The organism is Bacillus sp. ISL-77 (assembly GCF_018613105.1).
This window is the reverse complement of record NZ_JAGGQY010000008.1, coordinates 26,435-46,420: the sequence shown is the minus strand read 5'-3', so window position 1 is coordinate 46,420 and position 19,986 is coordinate 26,435. Positions and strand designations below refer to the sequence as shown.

Annotated in this window: 18 protein-coding genes and 1 other RNA gene; 9 read left to right on the top strand and 10 right to left on the bottom strand. The window is 37.5% G+C overall.

The window, feature by feature from the left end; translation table 11 throughout:
- Nucleotides 1-527 precede the first annotated feature (527 nt).
- The 3 genes from J7E77_RS02605 to J7E77_RS02595 are packed head-to-tail and all read left to right on the top strand — an operon-like array spanning nt 528 to nt 2,839.
- Complete coding sequence (locus tag J7E77_RS02605; RefSeq protein WP_168244867.1) at nt 528-677, top strand: cytochrome c oxidase subunit 2A; 150 nt, start codon at nt 528-530, stop codon at nt 675-677.
- 21 nt (nt 678-698) lie between these two features.
- Nucleotides 699-1,175 (top strand): cytochrome c oxidase subunit II, encoded by a 477-nt coding sequence (locus J7E77_RS02600; protein WP_214712127.1) that lies wholly within the window; start codon nt 699-701, stop codon nt 1,173-1,175.
- Entirely contained in the window at nt 1,175-2,839 is a 1,665-nt protein-coding gene (locus J7E77_RS02595; RefSeq protein ID WP_214712125.1) for a b(o/a)3-type cytochrome-c oxidase subunit 1, read from the top strand. The genes J7E77_RS02600 and J7E77_RS02595 overlap by 1 nt, the downstream gene beginning before the upstream one ends.
- A gap of 92 nt (nt 2,840-2,931) precedes the next feature.
- Here the strand turns inward: J7E77_RS02595 and J7E77_RS02590 are convergent, their stop codons facing one another.
- The gene (locus tag J7E77_RS02590) at nt 2,932-4,410 is read right to left on the bottom strand and encodes a carboxypeptidase M32 (RefSeq protein WP_214712131.1); all 1,479 of its coding nucleotides are present in this window, start codon (nt 4,408-4,410) and stop codon (nt 2,932-2,934) included.
- Between the two features lie 467 nt (nt 4,411-4,877).
- Here J7E77_RS02590 and J7E77_RS02585 point away from each other — a divergent pair, with 467 nt between their 5' ends.
- The gene (locus J7E77_RS02585; RefSeq protein WP_214712123.1) at nt 4,878-5,030 is read left to right on the top strand and encodes a hypothetical protein; all 153 of its coding nucleotides are present in this window, start codon (nt 4,878-4,880) and stop codon (nt 5,028-5,030) included.
- A gap of 18 nt (nt 5,031-5,048) precedes the next feature.
- Here the strand turns inward: J7E77_RS02585 and J7E77_RS02580 are convergent, their stop codons facing one another.
- Entirely contained in the window at nt 5,049-7,412 is a 2,364-nt protein-coding gene (locus J7E77_RS02580; protein ID WP_214712122.1) for a nitric-oxide reductase large subunit, read from the bottom strand.
- Nucleotides 7,413-7,637: 225 nt separating this feature from the next.
- Between J7E77_RS02580 and J7E77_RS02575 the strand changes: the two genes are divergently transcribed.
- Genes J7E77_RS02575 through J7E77_RS02555 form a run of 5 tightly spaced genes read left to right on the top strand, consistent with a single transcriptional unit; the run spans nt 7,638 to nt 10,410 of the window.
- Nucleotides 7,638-8,330, top strand: a complete 693-nt coding sequence (locus J7E77_RS02575; RefSeq protein ID WP_098931685.1) for a Crp/Fnr family transcriptional regulator — start codon at nt 7,638-7,640, stop codon at nt 8,328-8,330.
- A gap of 46 nt (nt 8,331-8,376) precedes the next feature.
- Complete coding sequence (locus J7E77_RS02570) at nt 8,377-8,610, top strand: DUF2249 domain-containing protein (RefSeq protein WP_066257048.1); 234 nt, start codon at nt 8,377-8,379, stop codon at nt 8,608-8,610.
- A 21-nt stretch (nt 8,611-8,631) separates the two neighbouring features.
- Nucleotides 8,632-8,838 (top strand): DUF2249 domain-containing protein, encoded by a 207-nt coding sequence (locus tag J7E77_RS02565; protein ID WP_214712120.1) that lies wholly within the window; start codon nt 8,632-8,634, stop codon nt 8,836-8,838.
- Between the two features lie 14 nt (nt 8,839-8,852).
- The gene (locus J7E77_RS02560; protein WP_214712119.1) at nt 8,853-10,097 is read left to right on the top strand and encodes a hypothetical protein; all 1,245 of its coding nucleotides are present in this window, start codon (nt 8,853-8,855) and stop codon (nt 10,095-10,097) included.
- Nucleotides 10,098-10,110: 13 nt separating this feature from the next.
- Nucleotides 10,111-10,410: a metal-sulfur cluster assembly factor gene (locus J7E77_RS02555; protein WP_214712130.1), complete on the top strand. Its 300-nt coding sequence runs from the start codon at nt 10,111-10,113 to the stop codon at nt 10,408-10,410.
- Nucleotides 10,411-10,469: 59 nt separating this feature from the next.
- Here the strand turns inward: J7E77_RS02555 and J7E77_RS02550 are convergent, their stop codons facing one another.
- The 8 genes from J7E77_RS02550 to J7E77_RS02515 form a co-directional block, all read right to left on the bottom strand.
- Complete coding sequence (locus J7E77_RS02550; protein ID WP_214712118.1) at nt 10,470-12,392, bottom strand: ATP-dependent DNA helicase; 1,923 nt, start codon at nt 12,390-12,392, stop codon at nt 10,470-10,472.
- Between the two features lie 60 nt (nt 12,393-12,452).
- Complete coding sequence (locus J7E77_RS02545) at nt 12,453-13,607, bottom strand: THUMP domain-containing class I SAM-dependent RNA methyltransferase (protein ID WP_214712117.1); 1,155 nt, start codon at nt 13,605-13,607, stop codon at nt 12,453-12,455.
- A 172-nt stretch (nt 13,608-13,779) separates the two neighbouring features.
- Nucleotides 13,780-14,185, bottom strand: an RNA gene (rnpB, locus tag J7E77_RS02540) — RNase P RNA component class B.
- Nucleotides 14,186-14,264: 79 nt separating this feature from the next.
- Nucleotides 14,265-14,567: a cell division regulator GpsB gene (gene gpsB / locus J7E77_RS02535; protein ID WP_066257064.1), complete on the bottom strand. Its 303-nt coding sequence runs from the start codon at nt 14,565-14,567 to the stop codon at nt 14,265-14,267.
- Nucleotides 14,568-14,713: 146 nt separating this feature from the next.
- Entirely contained in the window at nt 14,714-15,271 is a 558-nt protein-coding gene (locus J7E77_RS02530) for an SLOG family protein (protein ID WP_214712116.1), read from the bottom strand.
- 130 nt (nt 15,272-15,401) lie between these two features.
- Nucleotides 15,402-15,875 (bottom strand): CotD family spore coat protein, encoded by a 474-nt coding sequence (locus J7E77_RS02525; protein ID WP_214712114.1) that lies wholly within the window; start codon nt 15,873-15,875, stop codon nt 15,402-15,404.
- Nucleotides 15,876-16,322: 447 nt separating this feature from the next.
- Nucleotides 16,323-17,579: a ribonuclease H-like domain-containing protein gene (locus J7E77_RS02520; protein WP_214712112.1), complete on the bottom strand. Its 1,257-nt coding sequence runs from the start codon at nt 17,577-17,579 to the stop codon at nt 16,323-16,325.
- 17 nt (nt 17,580-17,596) lie between these two features.
- Nucleotides 17,597-19,873 (bottom strand): DEAD/DEAH box helicase, encoded by a 2,277-nt coding sequence (locus J7E77_RS02515; RefSeq protein WP_168244882.1) that lies wholly within the window; start codon nt 19,871-19,873, stop codon nt 17,597-17,599.
- Nucleotides 19,874-19,986: the final 113 nt, after the last annotated feature.

The following is a 19,986-nucleotide window of genomic DNA, read 5'->3' as shown; positions in this document are numbered from 1 at the left end:
GGATTTGTCGACAGTCTGAAGCAAGTAAATTGCTTATAAAATGTTTTTGCGACTTATTTTTTATCGGGTTGTTTTTGAACTTCAATTTTAATTTTATTTTTCACTAATGTTCCGCAGATTTTACAGATTTCTACCTGGTCATACAAAAGGCGGCAACGATCACAATAATATTTTTCCACAAAAACACACTCTTTTCTGAAGGAAAATATGAATTTCTTAATATCATATTTATAGGTATCCAAAGTGTGACATTCATTCCAAAAAGTTGTTTATATTCATGTATGGAGGATTATTCAATTACTTTTATCACAAGTAAAGTGTGATAGTTCACATTTTAGTCACAAATACCCCCTGATGATTGTGATATAAATCACTGTTACATCAATTTTATAATATTAACATAGTAGATATCTAAGGAATGAACATTTTGTGAACTGCTAATTTTGATATTTTTTCTTCACAATTGTTTTGTATTATGAAAGAGAACTAATCATTTATTTTAACTACTCTGAAGGGAGTGCAGGGGGATGGCGAAGGCGGAACTTAAAACAAACCAAAAAACAGAAATAGAAGACAGCTCTTCTCTTAAAGGGACATTAGCGTCCGTTTTCTTTTTGGGAGCTTTTATTGTTGTCACTTGGGTAAGTGTCTATTACCTATTTGTTGAACGCTTTTAATAATTGAAGGGGGAAAGAATTATGCATATGCATAAGTTCGAGAAGATTTGGCTAACTTTCGGAATTAGTGCACTGGTAGTATTTTTGACAGTTGTGGGTGTAAGCGCATTCTATCTTGGTAACAAGCCGCCAAGTTGTTTAACTACGATTAATGTGGATAAGGTCGATCAAACAAAACCATTTGATAAACCAGGATTACATAAGGTTGAAGGTAAAGATTGGGACTATGAATTAGTATATGTAGCTGCAGCTTTCTCCTATAATCCAGTGAAAGTAGAGTTACCGGTTGGGGCAAAGGTAAAAGTTATTGCTACAACCAAAGATGTTGTCCACGGGTTTGAAGTAGCTGGAACAAATATTAACATGATGCTTGAACCTGGTTATGTCAGCGAATATACAACCACGTTTGATAAAGCTGGTGAATATTTAATTGTTTGTAATGAATATTGTGGTGCTGGTCACCATTTAATGAGTTCGATGATTGAGGTGGTAAAATAATGGCTAACTCGACAGCAGCAAAAGTAAAAGTTGATCCTCGTGATGCAAAGCTTTCAATGGCCCACTTTTTTGTTGCCTTCTCTGCACTTGCACTTGGTGGTTTAATGGGGCTATTACAAACCCTTGTCCGTTCCGGTAAATGGGAACTTCCATGGGGTATTGATTACTACCAAATCTTAACCGTCCATGGTGTTTTAATGGGATTGGTTTTAACGACATTTTTTATTATGGGATTTCAGTATGCTGCCGTAAGCAGAACCACTGGCGGTCATTCAAATGCTGCTCGCCGCACTGGCTGGATCGGTTTTTGGATCATGTTAGTCGGTACCTTAATGGCAGCTACCATGGTTTTACTTAAGGAAGCATCCGTACTTTACACTTTTTATGCACCACTTAAAGCCCATTGGATATTTTACTTAGGCTTAACCTTCGTCGTTATAGGAAGCTGGATTGATGGTGCCTCACAAATCATGACCTATGCAAAATGGAGGAAGAATCATCCTGGACAGCCAAGTCCGTTATTAAGCTTTATGGCTGTTATAAATACAGTCATGTGGATTATCGCTACTCTTGGAGTTGCAGCAGCCGTATTATTCCAATTACTTCCTTGGTCGCTTGGATTAGTTGATACTGTTGATGTGTTAGTAAGTCGGACTTTATTCTGGTATTTTGGGCATCCACTTGTTTATTTCTGGTTATTGCCTGCATATATGTGTTGGTATGCGATTATCCCGAAAATTATTGGTGGGAAAATTTTCTCTGATTCATTAGCACGTTTGTCATTTATTTTGTTCCTGCTATTCTCGATTCCGGTTGGTTTTCACCATCAATTAACAGAGCCAGGTATTGACCCTGCCTGGAAGTTCTTACAGGTTATCTTAACATTCATGGTTATTATTCCATCGTTAATGACTGCCTTCTCTCTTTTTGCAACCTTCGAGAGATATGGTCGCTCAAAAGGAGCAAAAGGCCTGTTTGGCTGGTTTAAGGTTCTGCCATGGGGAGATGCTCGTTTCACAGTTCCATTTATTGGTATGGCATCATTTATTCCTGCTGGAGCTGGTGGTATTATCAATGCATCCAACCAAATGGACCAGGTAGTTCATAATACTATTTGGGTGACAGGTCACTTCCATTTAACTGCTGCAACATCGGTTGTATTAACGTTCTTTGGGATCTCCTATTGGTTGGTACCACATTTAACTGGACGTAAATTGACAAAAGCAATGAATAAATTAGGAATAATCCAAGCATGGGTTTGGTTTATTGGAATGGCATTCATGTCAGGTGCAATGCACTTCCAAGGTCTCCTTGGCGGTCCAAGACGTTCCGCTTTCTCAACCTACGGCGGGGCAAAGCAAGCAGCAGAATGGATTCCTTATCAAATCGCTCAAGCAGTCGGTGGGACCATTTTATTCCTAGGAATTATTCTGGTTATTATCATATTTATCAATCTTGCCTTCTTTGCTCCAAAAGGGGAAGAGGAATTCCCTGTTGCTGTTGCAGAAAATCTTGAAGAAAAAGCACCAATGGTATTTGAAAACTGGAAATTGTGGCTTGGAATTGCAGCAGCCCTTATTCTTTTTGCTTACACGATTCCGTTTATCGATATTATTCAAAATGCCCCTCCAGGTTCAAAAGGATTTCAGACTTGGAGTAAATAGTAATAAGAAAAGTCCATACGCCGCTGGGCGCTGAAAAAGGCTTCAATCTCATCGATTGAAGCCTTTTTTGTTTCATTGTTACATTGCTTTAATCACAATGAGCCTTTTTCATTTAACAAATAAATCTTTCTATATTTCTCATAAAGATAATAAATTAAATATTTAGGATTTAGGCCTTCTCCTGTAACATCCTGTAAGATTTCAAGCGGTTTTTTCATTTTTCCATATTGGTGGATATTTTCGGTCAGCCATTCTTTTATCGGCAGAATGGTACCGTCTTCGACTAATTGATCAAAATTTGGAAGATCATCCATCATTTTATGCTTAAATTGTGCTGCATACATGTAGCCTAAGGCATAAGATGGGAAATAACCAAAGCTGCCTCCTGCCCAATGGACATCTTGAAGAACTCCCTGTGCATCATTTTCAGGACGAATTCCTAAGTATTCTTCGTACTTGTCATTCCAAATAGTCGGTAAATCCTTCACATCGATCTCATCATTGAATAAGCCTTTTTCAATTTCATAGCGGATTATAACATGGAGCGGGTATGTTAATTCATCTGCTTCAATTCTAATGAATGACGGTTTAGATTCGTTTATAGCCCGATAGAATTCTTCAATTTCTACTTGGTTAAATTGACCATTTGCATATTCTTTTAGAAGATCGTAGTTATTTTTCCAAAATGGTAAACTTCGTCCAAGGATGTTCTCATAAAAAAGAGACTGAGATTCGTGAATTCCAGTTGATGTTCCTGAACAAAGAGGAGTCCCAATCAAGTCTTTAGAAACATTCTGTTCATATAAAGCATGACCGCCTTCATGAATCGTACCAAAAACTGCTGTCCGAAAGTCGTTTTCATCATATTTGGTGGTAACGCGGACATCGCCAGGATTTAACCCAATTGCAAAAGGATGAACGGTTTCATCCATTCTTCCTGCTTGAAAGTTATAACCTATTTTGTCAAGGATCTTCAAACTAAATTCACGTTGTTTTTCCTTTGGAAATTTTTCAAATAGAAAATCCGTTTTTGGTTTATGTGGAGATTTTGAAATTTGTTTAACCAAAGGAACTATTTTATCTCTTAATTCACCAAATACTTGATCTAAAACGTTCATTGTGATGCCAGGTTCGTACATATCTAATAACACATCATATTTATTATCTTCATGACCCCAATAAGTGATAAACTTTTTTGTCATCGCGACAAGCTTTTCTAAGTAAGGACTAAATAAGGCAAAATTTGAATTTCCCTTCGCTTCCTCCCACACACTCTCTGCCTTTGACTGGAGAATCACAAATTCCTTGTATTCTTCAGCTGGGATTTTTTTATTTCTTTCATATTCTTTTTTACATTCTTCGAGGATTTTGCGTGTCTTTTCTGACAGTGATTGTTTTGATAAATTAGCTATGTATGCTGCCATCTCTTCAGAAGTAGACATTTTAAATACTTCGGACGATAACATCCCAATTACCTCGGACCGTTGTTCCACCCCTTGCTTCGGGGCCCCAGTTCTTAGATCCCAATAAACTAATCCAAGTGCTTCGTTGTAGGCAGACATCTTTTTCATATAATCTAGAAATTCTTTTTCTAATAGTTCATATTTCAATGCAATCCCCCCCTTTTATTTCCCATTAAATTTTAACACATTATTCTGAAAAGTATGCAAAATACTGTTCACAAGTGAATAAAAAAACAACAGAATGAATTTCTGTTGTAAAATAAATTTATAGGGAAAAGAGGATGTTAGATGGAAAATAACTAAATAAAGCACTACGAAATGGTTAAACAACTGGGATTGTTAAGAAGTCACTTTTTTCAACGATTACTTCTTAGCAATGGCTACTCTCCATGTTTCAGGACCTTCCTCAAGGTACTCCCAAGATCTGGTACATTAATGACTTTTGCGTAAGTTTGCATTATTATCACTCCCATTAGTTTGTTAACTTCTTTTTTATTATAAGGAAACTTGGTCTAAAACTTAGTGAGTGGTATCACACCAATAAGATGATTTTGTTAATACAGGGGGTATGACCAATGAAGGAACTAATTGGAAATTGTAAGTGCTGCAGTAAAGAAATTTATTGCTTAGATGGCTTTTTTAACGGTATCCATACCGAGGAGAAAGAGATTTATTGTTTTGAATGCCACGAAATATTGATTTTGAACAAAGAAAATCCGCAAAGCTGACCTTTGCGGATTTTTCTATTAATCCTCGTCAATTGAAAGATCTTTAACAGGAAGTTTTTCTCCTTCTTTGTGGGTTGGCTTCCGTAAATTAAAGATTGCTTTAATACAGAATAACAATAATACTACCACACCGATTAAGAAAATGGTGTCAGGCACCGCACGCCATGTTAATAATGTTTCAACAATATCCTTTTGTAGGAATGATGCTGAACGAGAAGCAGCATAACCATGATTAAAGGCTTCTTTGATTTGGATGAAACCAACAGGAAGCAAGGATAGGAAAACCATTCCTGCAAGTCCAACGTTTAACATGATACAGCTAAATTTAATCCACTTATCATTCCATGCCTCTGGTTTTACAATGTTTCTCAATGAGTAAAGTAATACTGCACATGCAAACATTCCGTACACACCCATCATGGATCCATGACCGTGAGCAGGTGTTAAGAATTGTCCGTGTTCAAAATAGCTGACTGCTGGTAAGTTAATTAAGAATCCAAGCACACCTGCGCCAACTAAGTTCCAAATAGCAAAAGAGATTAAGAACCAGAACGTTCCTTTGTAAGGAAAATCTACCCCACCCTCACGCATCATCTTATATTGCTCATATGCTTCAAGGATCAACAATGTTAACGGAATTACTTCTAATGCTGAGAATACTGCTCCAAGAGCCAGCCAAACTTCTGCTGAACCATTATAGTAGTAGTGGTGACCAATTCCAATTACCCCACTGCCTAAGAGCAGGATCAATTGGAAATAAAGTTGTCTTACTGTAGATTTTTTCGTTACAAGACCGAGTTGAACCAATAAGAAACCAATAACAACAACCGCAAAAACCTCAAAAATACCTTCTACCCATAAGTGAATAATCCACCAGCGCCAGTAATCTGCAAATGTGAAGCTTGTACCTGGGTTGATAAACAAGGCAAAGATATAGAATGCTGGCACCGCGATTGCTGAGTAGAATAATAGGTGAATTAGTCCGCCTTTATCATTCTCTCTCTTCAGACCAGCCCTGACACCTCTATAAACGATAAACAGCCAAATTAGCATACCTACAATCAAAATAAGCTGCCAGATACGTCCAAGCTCAATGTACTCCCAGCCAGTATGACCAAATAAGAACCAGTTGTTTCCTAAGTAGCCATTTGCACCTAGCCATTCTCCGACCATACTTCCGACAACAAGGACAACCAGTGCCCAGAATAAAATATCTACTAATAAACCTTGTTTCTTAGGCTCATAACCTCCAACTAGCGGCGCTACATATATTCCCATTCCAAGCCATGCCGTTGCGATCCAGAAGATAGCAAGCTGTAGGTGGTAACCTTTTGTAATATTAAATGGAAGAATATCGTGAATCCACTTCATACCAAAGAAACTATCAGGTTCGATATAATAGTGAGCTAGTAACGCCCCAAACATACACTGGACAAAGAATAATGCTGCCACAATGACGAAGTATTTTCCTGTTTTCACCTGAGAGCTCGTCACCGGCACTTTCCGTAAATCAATTCGTGGGAAATTACCTTCTTTATAGGCTTCCTGCATACCAAATTGATAACGGTAGAAAACAAATAGGATAACTCCAACCATTAATACAAATAATGTTATGCTAGCACCGCTCCACCAAATAGCAGAAAAGGATAATTGGTTTCCTGCGTCTTCATAGTAAGGCCAATTATTAGTATACGTGATTTTATCTCCTTCACGGACTGTACTTGAAAGCCATGCAGTCCAGAAAAAGAAATCAGATATTTGGGTGATTTGATCCCCTTTTGCAACATAAGCTCGATCGTCTTTAGGCATGTCCCCTTCTTTAATAAGGTTTGCCTTTAACCCCCAACCGTCGCCTTTAGTAAATATCTTTTTATAGTACTCTCTTACTTTTTCAAGTCCAAACGCTTGAGCATTTGTTAGTTTCATTGTATCGCTATTGCTATCATAACGATTTTTACGCATTTCTTTTATTACTTTATTTTTTATAACAGATTTTTGATCTTCATTTAATGAAGCATAATCTTTACCGAATTCATCATTTGCTTTAAAATCTTGCATTCCTTCAGTATAGAGCTTTAAAGCTTCCGCTGTATAATCGGGACCCATATAAGAACCGTGACCTAAAATGGTACCATAATCCATTAAACCGTACTTTTGAAAAACGGCCTGTCCCCCCATAATTGTATCTTTTGTAAATAAAACGTCACCCTTTTCATTGGTAACCTCTACAGGTCTTGGTGCCTGCTCCTTAAAGATCCAATAGCCACCTACTAGTAATACCGTGAAGCTCAGTAAAATGGTTATAACTAATATTGATTTAAGCATTGCATTTTTATTTGTCTTCACCACTTTTTTTGTTGGTGTTCCCCGTTGTATTTCCATTCCAAATTCACCCTTTCATATTTTGTCACAAATCGTATTGTAACTTTCACAAGACCGTCACACAGTGAAGCAACTCATCGTACTCCTGTGATATTTCCCACAACACAGATCCGACTGAGAATTATTTTCATGAAAACGAGTTATCTATGACGGAGGTCACATAATTACAGTGAAAACACTGCTACAATTTAGTCAAACAGAATTACTAATACGAAGGTGATGTTAATGAAGCAAGAGGACATAGTAAAAAGATTATCTGAGGTCCCAATCTTCAAAGAATTATCGGCAGAAGAATTAGAACCCATCGTGAAGATTGCACAAACTCGTTTTTATAAACATAAGATGTATATTTTTATGCAGGACGATCCACTTGACCGAGTTTTCTTTATTCATAGTGGAAAAATAAAGATCTGCAAAACAGACCAATCAGGGAAAGAACAACTAATATCCGTGCTTGAACCTGGTGAAATGTTTCCACATGCAGGATTTTTCAGAAAAGGAAATTTCCCAGCTCATGCGGAAGTGATGGAAGATACAAATCTGATTGTTATTCCCATAGATAAGTTTGAAGAAATACTTATTTCCTATCCAGAGCTTTGCATCAAGTTATTCAAAGTATTAGGAGAAAAAATAGTAGATTTGCAGGGAAGATTAGAAGCACAAGTTCTCCATAACACTTTTGAACAAATAATTTTACTACTTATTAGGCTCTGTAAATCAAATGGCGAGATGGTTGGCGAGCGCTATAAGCTAACAACGCAGTTCACCAATCGCGAATTAGCCAATATGATTGGCACTTCAAGAGAAACTGTCAGTAGGACGATCAATCATGTGAAAAAGAAAGACTATGTTGCCTTGGATGAGGATGGTTTTTACCTAATTGACAGGGAAGCACTTCAGCGGGAATTATTCTATTAATTTAGCAGGCTTTGATTTATAAAATATAAGAGGAGTTGTAACTACGATGGAACAACGAATTATCGAACTTGATGTACGCGAGGATTTAAAGAATAAAATTGAACCCTTTCAAAAAATAATGGAGGCGATTAAGGAAGTAAAGGATAATGATATATTTATCCTTCATGCCCCCTTTAAACCAGTACCACTATTCGCGGTTTTAAAAGCAAAAGGCTTTACTCATGAAGAAGAAGAAATTGAGAGTAAACATTGGAAAGTAACTTTCACAAAGAAAGCTTAATGGAAGAAGGGGTTAATAAACATGATTTTGGATAATCGAGGTTTAGAACCGCCACAGCCAATGATGAGAACCTTAGCCGCCTTGGAACCCCTTGGGGAAAATGAGGTTTTAACAATAATTAATGACCGCAGGCCGATGTTCCTTTATGAGCAATTAGAAGAATTAGGCTATCAGCAGCGTACAGAACAACAAAATGACGGAAGTTTTAAAATTGAAATCTTCCGGTAAGAGGGTGAAATGTCATGCTTCCTCAAAATATGGGAAGTGAAACGAATATTAAGCTTCCATTTTCATTTATCTTGTTTAGTTTAATTGCCTTGGTGTTATCGCAAATTCTTCTTTTAGTAAATGGTCAATTGATGGCGGATGGGAGCTTTAGAATCCCAGTAATTTGGTCTTCAGTTCATTTATTAATTCTAGGCTGGGCATTAATGGCAGCAATGGGAGCGATGTATCAGCTTGTACCTGTTGCATTCCTAACTAAAATATGGAATGAAAGATTTGGTTTTATACAATTTTTTCTTACTGCGATCGGTATAAAATCATTTTCAACGATGTTATATTGGTCACCTCAAAATGCAATGATTCCTGGTGTTCTTACTTTACTCGGCATCTTAATGTTTTTATTCCAAATGTTTATGACACTAAAAAAACAAGCAAAACCAACTATTCTTACAGCTTTCGTCGGTTCGTCCCTTGTTTGTTTATTTATTACGATTTCTTTAGGGATTACATTGATTTATTGCTTAAAAACAGGATTTGCCGGTGAATATTATCAATCGATTTTTAAAGCCCATTTATTAATGGGAGTTACTGGTTGGTTTACATTGTTAATTTTTGGATTTTCATATAAGATGGTGCCAATGTTTTCTCTATCTCATGGTTTTCCGATGATTCAAGCTAAATATGTTTATGTTTTTTACCTTTCTGGTCTTGTCGTATCGCTGGTTTCCTTCTTTACTAATAACAATACCCTTTTGAAAATTGGTTTCTTGCTGCTTTTAATAGGATTTTCCATTTTCAGCTGGCATATTAGAATAATCATCAAAAAAAGATTGAAGAAAACATTAGATAAACCTTTTACGTTTGCACTAGTGGCTATTGGATTTGGAAATGTAATTCATTTTGCAGCTTTTATTATGCTTTGGAATCATGATGTTAACACTTTTACTGGCCCACTTATCTATGCCTATTTATTACTTTGGATTGTCTTAAGTATTGTTAGTTATTTATATAAAATAGTTCCATTCCTTTGGTGGACTTACAAATACAGTAAGGAAATCGGGAAAAATAAGGTCCCTTCATTAAAAGAGATGATGAATGAAAAAATGGTTATGCCGTTATTTTCTTTATTTATCGTCGCTATACTGATAGTTTTCTGCGCTCTAGCTTTTCATATTGCTATTCTCTTTAATGTTGGACAGTCCGTACTTTCGATTGTTTTTATTATCATTGCAATTAATATCCTAAGCGTTTTAAAAAAATAGTGAGGTGTTTATGATGAATATAAAAGAAAAGATCCTAACTGAGTTAAAGAGTGTTTACGACCCTGAATTAAATATAAATGTCGTTGACCTAGGCTTAATTTATAATGTAGAGGTAACAGAAACCGCTGATGTTACTATTACCATGACGTTAACAACACCCGGCTGCCCACTCCATGACAGCATAACCAGCGGGGTACGTTATTGTGTGGAAGGAATGGAAGAAACTAAAAAAGTTGAAGTAAATCTTGTCTGGGAGCCAGCCTGGTCACCAGAAAACATGACAGCTGAAGGCCTACGATTATTAGGTAGATAAAACACAAAGCGGAAGAACCCTCAATAGGTCCTTCCGCTTTTGTTTATTCTTCATGATTATCAATCTTTAGCCTCTGTTGGCAATACTTCTTTAATTTTCTGTAAGACAATTGTGTCGATATCTTCATCAATTAAAATATGAACCGTTCCTTGATCCTTTTCACTCCTGATCAAGCGGCCAACGCCTTGACGTAAGCGGAGAAGCATATACGGCAAGTCAACTTCCGTAAATGGGTTATCTACACCGGCCTTTTTTGCGGTAAAGACAGGATCATTAGGTGGAAAAGGAAGTGAAAATATCAAGACATTTTCAAGTGATCTTCCCGGAATATCAAGACCTTCCCATAGATGAAGTGAACAAAGTATCGCATGTTCTTCATTCTGAAATTTAGAAACAAGTGTGCTTATTTCTTCATCGCCTTCAAAATAAACTGGATACGGGACTGCTCCTGATAGCTTTTTCTTTAGTTGAGCCAATTCCTCTTTATTATTTAATAGAACTAATGCACGTCCCTCTGATTTGCGAATTCCCTCTAAAATATATTCTAATTTCCCTTCAATATCAGCATCTTTAAATTTTGGAAGGTAAAGCTCCATCCTATCATCATAATCAAAAGGAGATGTCACTGAAAAAGATAAGTAGTCATCAACCCCAATACTAGAAGCAATATAGTCGAACGACTTTTGATTTGCTAGCGTCGCAGATGAGAAAATAAACGGCTTTTTCTGAGTGAAAACTTCTTCCCGCATTACTTCCTCGACCATTTTGGGCATAATAACCAGTGTGCGTTCTCCCCCTTTTTCCTCGAACCAAGTGATTCCGTTTAATTCCTGAAGAAAAAGTGATAACGAATAGGTGATTTGCTCCAAATATTCCTCGACAATTTTCAGATCGTACTCATTAATGACATATAACTCACTTTCAAACACTAATTCCTCCTCTAATTCTTGAAGGGTTGAAAGTAACTTTCTGCATGTTTTTAATACTAATGGATGCTTCGTAATCATTTGTTTTTCAGAACCTTGTGAAAGTGAGGAGAATTGTGAAATCGCATCAAAAAATGCCTCGTTATCTAATAAAGCCTCATCAATCGTATACAAGGTCTTCTCACGTACTTCATTTTCCATTAACCTCGTGAGCAGGGTTTCTAATGTATAATCAGTAAACCGGTAGCTCAATGCTTTTTGCGCTGCATATTCAAGCAGGTGTCCTTCATCAAAAACAACGGAAGAATGCTCAGGTAAAAGCGGAAGCTGCCCTTCTCGCTTTCTTGATTCCTTTGTCCAGATATGCTCCATATAAAAATCATGGGAACAGATAATTAAATCCTCTGAATGTCGATAATAATCACGGTGCAAAGTCAGCCCACAGCGATGACGCTTTTCACAAGAAAAACAATCTTGGACAGCATCCCAATTAAGTTCACTCCATTTTTCATCTGATAAAGCTGGATAATCTCTTCTGTCACCATATCTTTCAAATGTTTGCATGGAGCCAACAGAATGAACAAAATCAGGCAGTTTTTCATAAATATCTGAAATTTCATCTGAAAAATCAGTATTCCTGGTCAGATCTAGCTTTTTTAAACACAGGTATTGATCTCGCGATTTTGCCAAGCGGACATCGATATCTAGTCCAAGAATTTTCTCCAGCTTTGCGATATCTCCCTCTTTTTTAACCAACTGCTCAATTAAAGTCTCATCCGCACAAGCAATAACAGCCGGACGATTAGTATAACGTGCATACATAATCGCATAAAGCAAATATACAATGGTTTTCCCTGTTCCAACCCCTGCTTCTGCAAACATTACTTTTTTATCCTTGTAGGCATTTTCAAGTTGAAAAGCCATAAATATCTGTTCATCTCTCAGTTCGAATCCGGCTTCAGGCAAAATATCATAAAATAAGTCACCAATCCATTCACCTAATTTATCATAAAAGGATTCAGTTTTTGCAATCTCAAATGGCATGCGTTTTTGCATAGTACCCTCCCCAAAAAACTTTCATGTGTTACCACAAACATAAGTATATTAATCGATTGATTATTCTAGATTCAATTCATTTTGACGAGGAGGTTTCTTTCCCCAATATTGATAAAGGTCAGTACGAATAAAGCCATTAAATAGCTTTCTCTTCCTAGTCGCTGACTTTCCATAAAATTGTTCGAACTGTTCATTAGAAGTCAGGATATAAATTGACCATGTATCAAGCGCATTGAATGCTTCACCCATTTCTTTATACATGTGTTCGACCGCTTTTTTATCCCCTAGTCTTTCACCATAAGGTGGATTTCCGACTATGACACCGTACTGTTTATTGGTAGAAATATCTTTAACCTGCATTTGCTTGAAATGAATTAAGTCAGCGAATCCAGCTTCAAAGGCGTTTTCTTGGGCAATTTTCACCATTCTATGGTCAATATCAGTGCCTAATATGTCTAATGGTTGATCATAATTTGCAAGGTCCTCTGCTTCATTTCTAGCGTCCTCCCAAACCTTTGCAGAAAACCAATTCCAACGCTCAGAAACAAATTCTCTGTTAAAACCTGGAGCGATATTTTGCCCTATCATTGCCGCTTCAATGGGAATTGTCCCCGAGCCGCAGAAAGGATCCATAAAAGGACGGTCTGCCTTCCAATTGGTGAGTAAGACAAGTGCAGCAGCAAGTGTTTCCTTTAGGGGTGCCTCCCCCTGATCGAGACGATAGCCGCGTTTATGAAGCCCTTGACCACTAGTGTCAATGGTGATCGTAGCAACATCTTTTAATAGTGCCACTTCGATGCGAAAATAAGCACCGGTTTCCTCAAACCAGGTACTTCGTTTATAATGTTGTTTCATTCGTTCTACCACTGCTTTTTTAACAATTGCCTGGCAATCAGAAACACTAAAGAGCTTTGACTTTACAGATTTACCTATCACAGGAAATTCCGCGTCTTCAGGTAAGAATTTTTCCCACGGGAGTGCCTTGGTTTTCTCGAATAATTCATCAAAGGTATATGCCTTAAATTCTCCGACCTTGATCTTAATTCTGTCCGCTGTTCGGAGCCATAAATTACTGCGGGCTATCGCATATTCATCACCAGTGTAGGTAACTTTGCCATTTTCAACTTCACAGTCATATCCTAATGATCGTACTTCTTTGGCAACTAAAGCTTCAAGTCCCATTGCCGCTGTAGCTATTAATTGATAATTTCCCATTTTTTCACCCTTAATTCATTTGTATGTATGTTTATGTTTAATAAAAATAATCTTAATTCGCTTTCATTATTGACAAAAAGTCGACAACGAATGCAATATGTCTAGTAATAATAAAAAGCTCTCCTTATCAGGAGAGCCATTTAATATCCAGCATACTTTCCCATTAATAACGTTCTGTAAGCCATGTTCTGTACCAGTGTACTACAAACGACACGGGTGTGTCTCGTACTTAGGTGGTAATCATCTATCTACAGGCTCAGATTTGAACCTGTCCTTCTCCTTGTTCAATTCCTCAGAGAAAGTGCCCCTACCATTATTTGGGTTTCTCGCTCGTGGGGTTTACCCGTTCCACCCTTTCCATTTCTGGAAAGGCTACGTCACTGTGGCACTTTTATAGGTATTCATACCATATCCCCAAAAGGACTTAGGTATTTTCCCGGCCGTCAACTGGATGCTAGCCCCAGCTGCCCTAGCTTATGAATTCACTAGGCACGAACACTACGAGCATCTCAGCTCGTGCGAGCATGGACTTTCCTCTGCAAGAATGCAAATGCTTCTTACAGCGATTACCCGAACGTTATTAATGAATACAATTTATTATATGTATTTCACGCTGGTAATTCAATGGTTATTATTAGGAAATTTTAATACATTCTGTTAATCGTAGAGCTTGTTACCAAAAACATGTTTTTCAAGATTGGATAATCGCTTCAAGATATCAAAATTTGTTGTACCTGCAGGTTGTGCCGCCGGCTGTCTTTTTGAAGTTTCTTCAAGCTGTTTCCGAAGTCGAAGATTTTCCTGTTGAAGATCTTCAACCTCCTGATGAAATGTTCCATAATCTTTAATGATTAAATCCAAAAACTTATCAACATCTTCTTGTTTATAGCCTCGTACACCAGTCTTAAACTCTTTTTCTAAAATATCCTTAGCTGTTAATTTCACTTTATCTGACAGCATTCTATTCACCTCAGTATTCGCCAATCACTACCTATTATTTTTTCAAAAATATGTAGTTTTGTCAATTTTCATTTGTTTTGCTAAATTTTTGATTTGATAAATCATTTCAATATATGAATTTGTACTTAAAAAAATGACTAATAAGGTTAAAAGTCAGCGAGTTTCATTTGTTCTTCCTCGACAATCATCTGCAAATCATAAAATGTAATCAGCTCAATCGGATATAGATGTTTTTTTTGGTACTCAAGAGCCATTTCATATAGATATTTTGGGCTCCCATCCCTTTCCTGATCGTAAAGGAGGAGGAGTCCCTCACTTTTTTCTACAAAAAATTGATTTTTCAGCCTAAATTGCCATGGCTTTTCATATCCCTTTTTTGTAACAGAATCAATGAAATCAGCTTGTGCAAGGACTGACTCATACCATTCCTGATTATTTTCCTTCCAAGACGCTTGCTGATCTAAAAAAGGCGTTATTACTGCTAGTTTTAGATCTGGAAATTCCAATTGTAGTTCAAATACAACCTCAGCAGCCCACAGTTCCACACCTAATTGTCCACTTATCAGCACCCACTCTAATCCTTCGTCTATCATTGGAATAAGTGATTTTTTAATAGCAGCCTTGAGAAATAATACCGATGGATGGTCATTTTTAAAAATTCCTAATTCATAGGGTTTATAACCTGAAATGGCCAGAACTTTCATAATGAATGTTCTCCTCACCAAGAATTTTTTTTAAAATGGACAAACATTTGAATGAAACAAGCATATCATATTAGTAAATAAAAATTAAAAAACAAGGGCTAAAAAGCCCCTGCAAAAGACATTACTTCAGTTAACGTCTAGGACCCATGAATGGTCCTGGTGCAAAGCCTGGGCCCCCTGGTCCAAAACCTGGGCCCCCTGGTCCAAAGCCTGGGCCTCCTGGTCCAAAGCCTGGGCCCCCTGGTCCAAAGCCTGGGCCTCCTGGTCCAAAGCCTGGGCCTCCTGGTCCAAAGCCTGGGCCTCCTGGTCCAAAGCCTGGACCACCCATTCCTGGCATAGCATTTGGTAAAGCATTTGCAGCAGGCATAGCTGCTGGCATTGCAGCAGGTGCACATGGGTTACAGCAGTTAATTTGCTGATTGCATACCTCTTCAGCGCAAGAAGCAGTTTGCGGACAGTAATGTTTATGTTGATACAAATGGTGATTTACCGTGGTTGTGTGGACAGGGTGAATATGGGGAACCACTGTCGTTGAAAACGTATGGTTCACAATTTGTTTAGTCGGATGAATGACTGGCGGCATAAAATTAGTTCCAAGATACATATAATAGTCTCCCTTCAATTATTTGTTTACATTACAGCCTATGTTGAAGGGATTACTCTTGTACTAATGAAAATACCTATTTTTTTGGTTTAATACGTTCATTGCTATGTTTTCAATATTTATATATGTTCAGATATGCCTAGTTTTGCTCAAAAAAGGGCTGCCCACCCTAGACATATGTTTCATCTATAAAAAAGAATAAAAGCTATCTTTTAAACTCGTAAAAATAACTGCAGTCAAACAAACGACAATAAAAAATAAGAATAAAATCGCTTTATACATGTTACCAGCTCCAAATTTTTTGTTAGTCGTTTTTTTCTCAATCTAATTTCAAATTTTACCTCTTTCAACTATGATAAACAATATGGAAATGCTGGTTTTTTAAATTAATTTTCACTGATTTTGTGGCAATTAGATGAACTTTACAAAAAACAATAGTCAGACAGGTTATTTTGCATTTTTTCGCTCTAACCGGCTTAAACGAAATTTAAGTTTTTCTAAGCTTTTTTGATCTGTAATTTTAGGTGGTTTTTCAAATTGTGATACGATCATAATCGCCTTTTGACAATAATCCAACGCAAGTTGATAATCTTTTAGCCTATGTTCATGGATCTTGGTTAGCTCCAGGCATGCATCTAACATCATTGGTTTATCACCCGAATCAACAACATCCGAAAACAATTTCCGTGCTCTTTCCCAGTCGCGTTCTTTTTTGTGTTGTATAGCTAAAGCATGCTTTGCTTGATAGGAAGTAAAATCACTTCCATTTGCAAGCTTGGTCAAAACTTTTTCTGCTTCATTTTGTTCTCCTAATGAAGCAAACCAGCGCCCTACCTCAAAGGACTCGGGTCTGGTTTGAGAAGTATCTGTTCCACATAGTTGAAAGGTTATATGTGTATACAAGGTAACAAGCGATAAAATATCAATTTCATTATGTTTTAGAATACCAAGCATTCCATCAGGCTGTTTACTATCAATAAACTCAAAGTAAATCATCGGGGCCAAAAAGCCAGGAATATCATCTACCCTTTCTACCCCAAGGACCTCTTTCTCCACAACAGCTAACTTTAAACGGTCTAATTTATGCTTCCATAGCCTTCTAGCCGCATGAAATAAATCGAAATGCCCAAACTGCGGCAGCTTTGGCACATGTTCTCTTACGAGCGTATGCCTTGTTTTTACCTGCGGCCAATCAAATGACTTCCCATTATAGGTAACCAGCGTTTTATAATTCACATTTTCTAGAAAGCTTTGATATAAAGGGACCTCTGCCCCCGGATTCGGTAAAATATGTTGTCTTAAGATAAGGGAATCACCAGAAATGCTCGCATAGCCGAGTAAAAAAATCGTGTTTCCGACCCCACCGCCAAGTCCAGTCGTTTCAGTATCAAAAAAGAATAATTCTTCCGATTGATGCCCTTCTGCTGATAAAGGATGATTTATGGGCTGTTTGTTCCATATATCTACTGCGGTTAGAAAATCACGAAAACAGTAATGACCATGCTGATATGAGAGTGGATATTTCACTTCTCTGATTAAACAGTAATTTTGATCCATAAAATACGGAAAAACGTTTTCCTGCTCCCATTGTTCCTTGAAAGGAACCTCAATGTTAACCGCTAAAGGAGGAATACTAATTTTTTCAGATTGAACGCCAACAGAAAGATGTGGTTTTAAACGATTTAATTTATTTTTTAACGACATCGCTAATCTTCCTTCTCCTATATTGAGGGTTTTAAAAAGGCTTCAATAATTTTTAAGGTATCATTTTTTGCTGTATCACTAACGGTGTCTGTACCAATACATGACGGGCAGCCGGATCCGCATTGACAGCGAGTAATCATTTTCTTTGTTTCCTCAAATACTTCCGACATACCTGTGTGTATTTTCTCGCTTAATCCTATCCCACCTGGGTAGCGATCATAAAAGAAAATGGTTGGCTTTTCGTTATGGTCTGCCTTTACTTGCGGAATGACATGAATATCCTGAGGGTCGGCCATTACGAATAAGGGAGCTATATGGTTTAGTGCATGCGCAGTCCCGACAAGTCCCTGTTCGAGTCGCTCATGGCCCATTTCTGATATCGGATGGTTTAAGGAAATCCAGGCCGCATTTGTATGAAGCTCCTCTTCCGGTAAATGAATCGGTCCAGACCCTATATTTTCATGGGTTTCGAATTTAATTTTCTTAAAAATTGTGGCCATCGCCCTTACACTAACATCCCCATAACCGAATTCAGCATCATCTATTGATTCAAGTTTGTCTACTTCCAGTACTTTTAATTGAACCGCTAAATTGGCATCAGTAAAATAGTCTACATCGACTTCCCTAACGAACGCCTTTTTCTCTTCCCAATCAAGCTTTTCTACCTGGAATTGAGTCCCTTGATGTAAATAAATTGCTTCATCATGGAGAAGTGTCATCGCTGAAAAACGATCCATTTCTCCAATTACTTTTACATTCGCAACATCTGACTGATCAACGATAATCACGTTCTCTTGTGATGCAGACCTTAAACTAATGTTATGTGCTGGAAAAGAATCATTCATCCAATACCATTTCCCGCCATTATGATAAAGGACACGTTCTTCTGTTAAATATTCTAGTAGTTCCTCTGTTTCTACACTTCCAAAATGCTCACCCGCTTTAAAAGGGAGTTCATAGGCAGCACATTTCATATGATCGATTAAAATAATTAAATTATCAGGATTAATCCTTGCTGTTTCAGGGCTTTTGTTAAAAAAGTAATCCGGATTCTGGATGATGTATTGATCTAGGGGACTGGAGCTTGCAACCATAATGACTAGGGCTTCTCCATGCCTTCTTCCCGCTCTTCCAGCCTGCTGCCATGCGCTGGATATCGTACCAGGGTAGCCTGTCATGATACACACTTGCAACTGCCCAATATCCACTCCTAGTTCAAGTGCATTCGTACTGACCACACCGTATATATCACCTGAACGAAGCCCTTTTTCAATCTTCCTTCGTTCGGTTGGGAGATACCCGCCCCGATAGCCCATTATGGATTTTGCTCCCAACTGATTCTTTACTAATTCCTGCAAATAGGTCAAAATGATTTCGACTCTAACTCTGCTTCTCGCAAAAACGATGGTTTGAATTTTATTTTTTAAAAGTTCACCCGCAATTTTCCGAACCTCAAGTGTGGCACTTCTTCTAATGTTTAATGGTTTGTTTACAATAGGTGGATTATAGAATAGAAAATGCTTTGTACCACTAGGGGCCCCATTATTATCAATCAGGTTCATCTTTTCTTCTGTTAGGGTTTCTGCGAGTTCAAGTGGATTAGCAATGGTTGCTGACGTGCAAATAAATACAGGGTTACTCCCATAATACTTACAAATACGCTTCAACCTTCTGATCACATTGGCCACATGACTGCCAAAAACACCTCGATAGGTATGAAGTTCATCGATGACAACAAATTTAAGGTTCTCAAACAAAGAAACCCATTTTGTATGATGTGGCAGTATGGCTGAGTGGAGCATATCTGGGTTAGTAATAACCACATGCCCTGCCTGTCTTACTCGTTGACGAATATTAGCTGGTGTATCCCCGTCGTACGTATAGCTGTTAATCTCTACGCCAGCCGCTTGAATAATTTCATTGATTTCACTCTTTTGATCCTGAGCAAGTGCTTTTGTAGGAAACATATAAAGAGCTCGTGTACTTGGATTTGCTAGAATCGATTGTAAAACTGGAAGGTTATAGCAAAGGGTTTTTCCTGAAGCTGTAGGGGTAACAGCAACAATACTTTTTCCCTCAATAATTTTTTCATAGGCTGATTTTTGATGTGTATAAAGTTGTTCAATTCCCTTGCTCTTTAGAGCAGACTTTAAAACCGGATGAAGGTCTCTTGGCATCGGGACTGTTTGGGCCGGCTTTTCCTCGATGGTGTGCCATGTAACGATATTTTCCTTAAATTGATCATTTATTTTTAAGTCTGACAAAATTTCTTGCAGGCTTTTTCTTAACTTCATGCTTCCTCACCTCATTACTTCTATTTTAACGAATGAACGTTCGCAACAAAAGAAAAAACGACTTTTTTATTTCTTATATGCCTAGTACTTTTTTCCAAGCGTAAGAATAACTT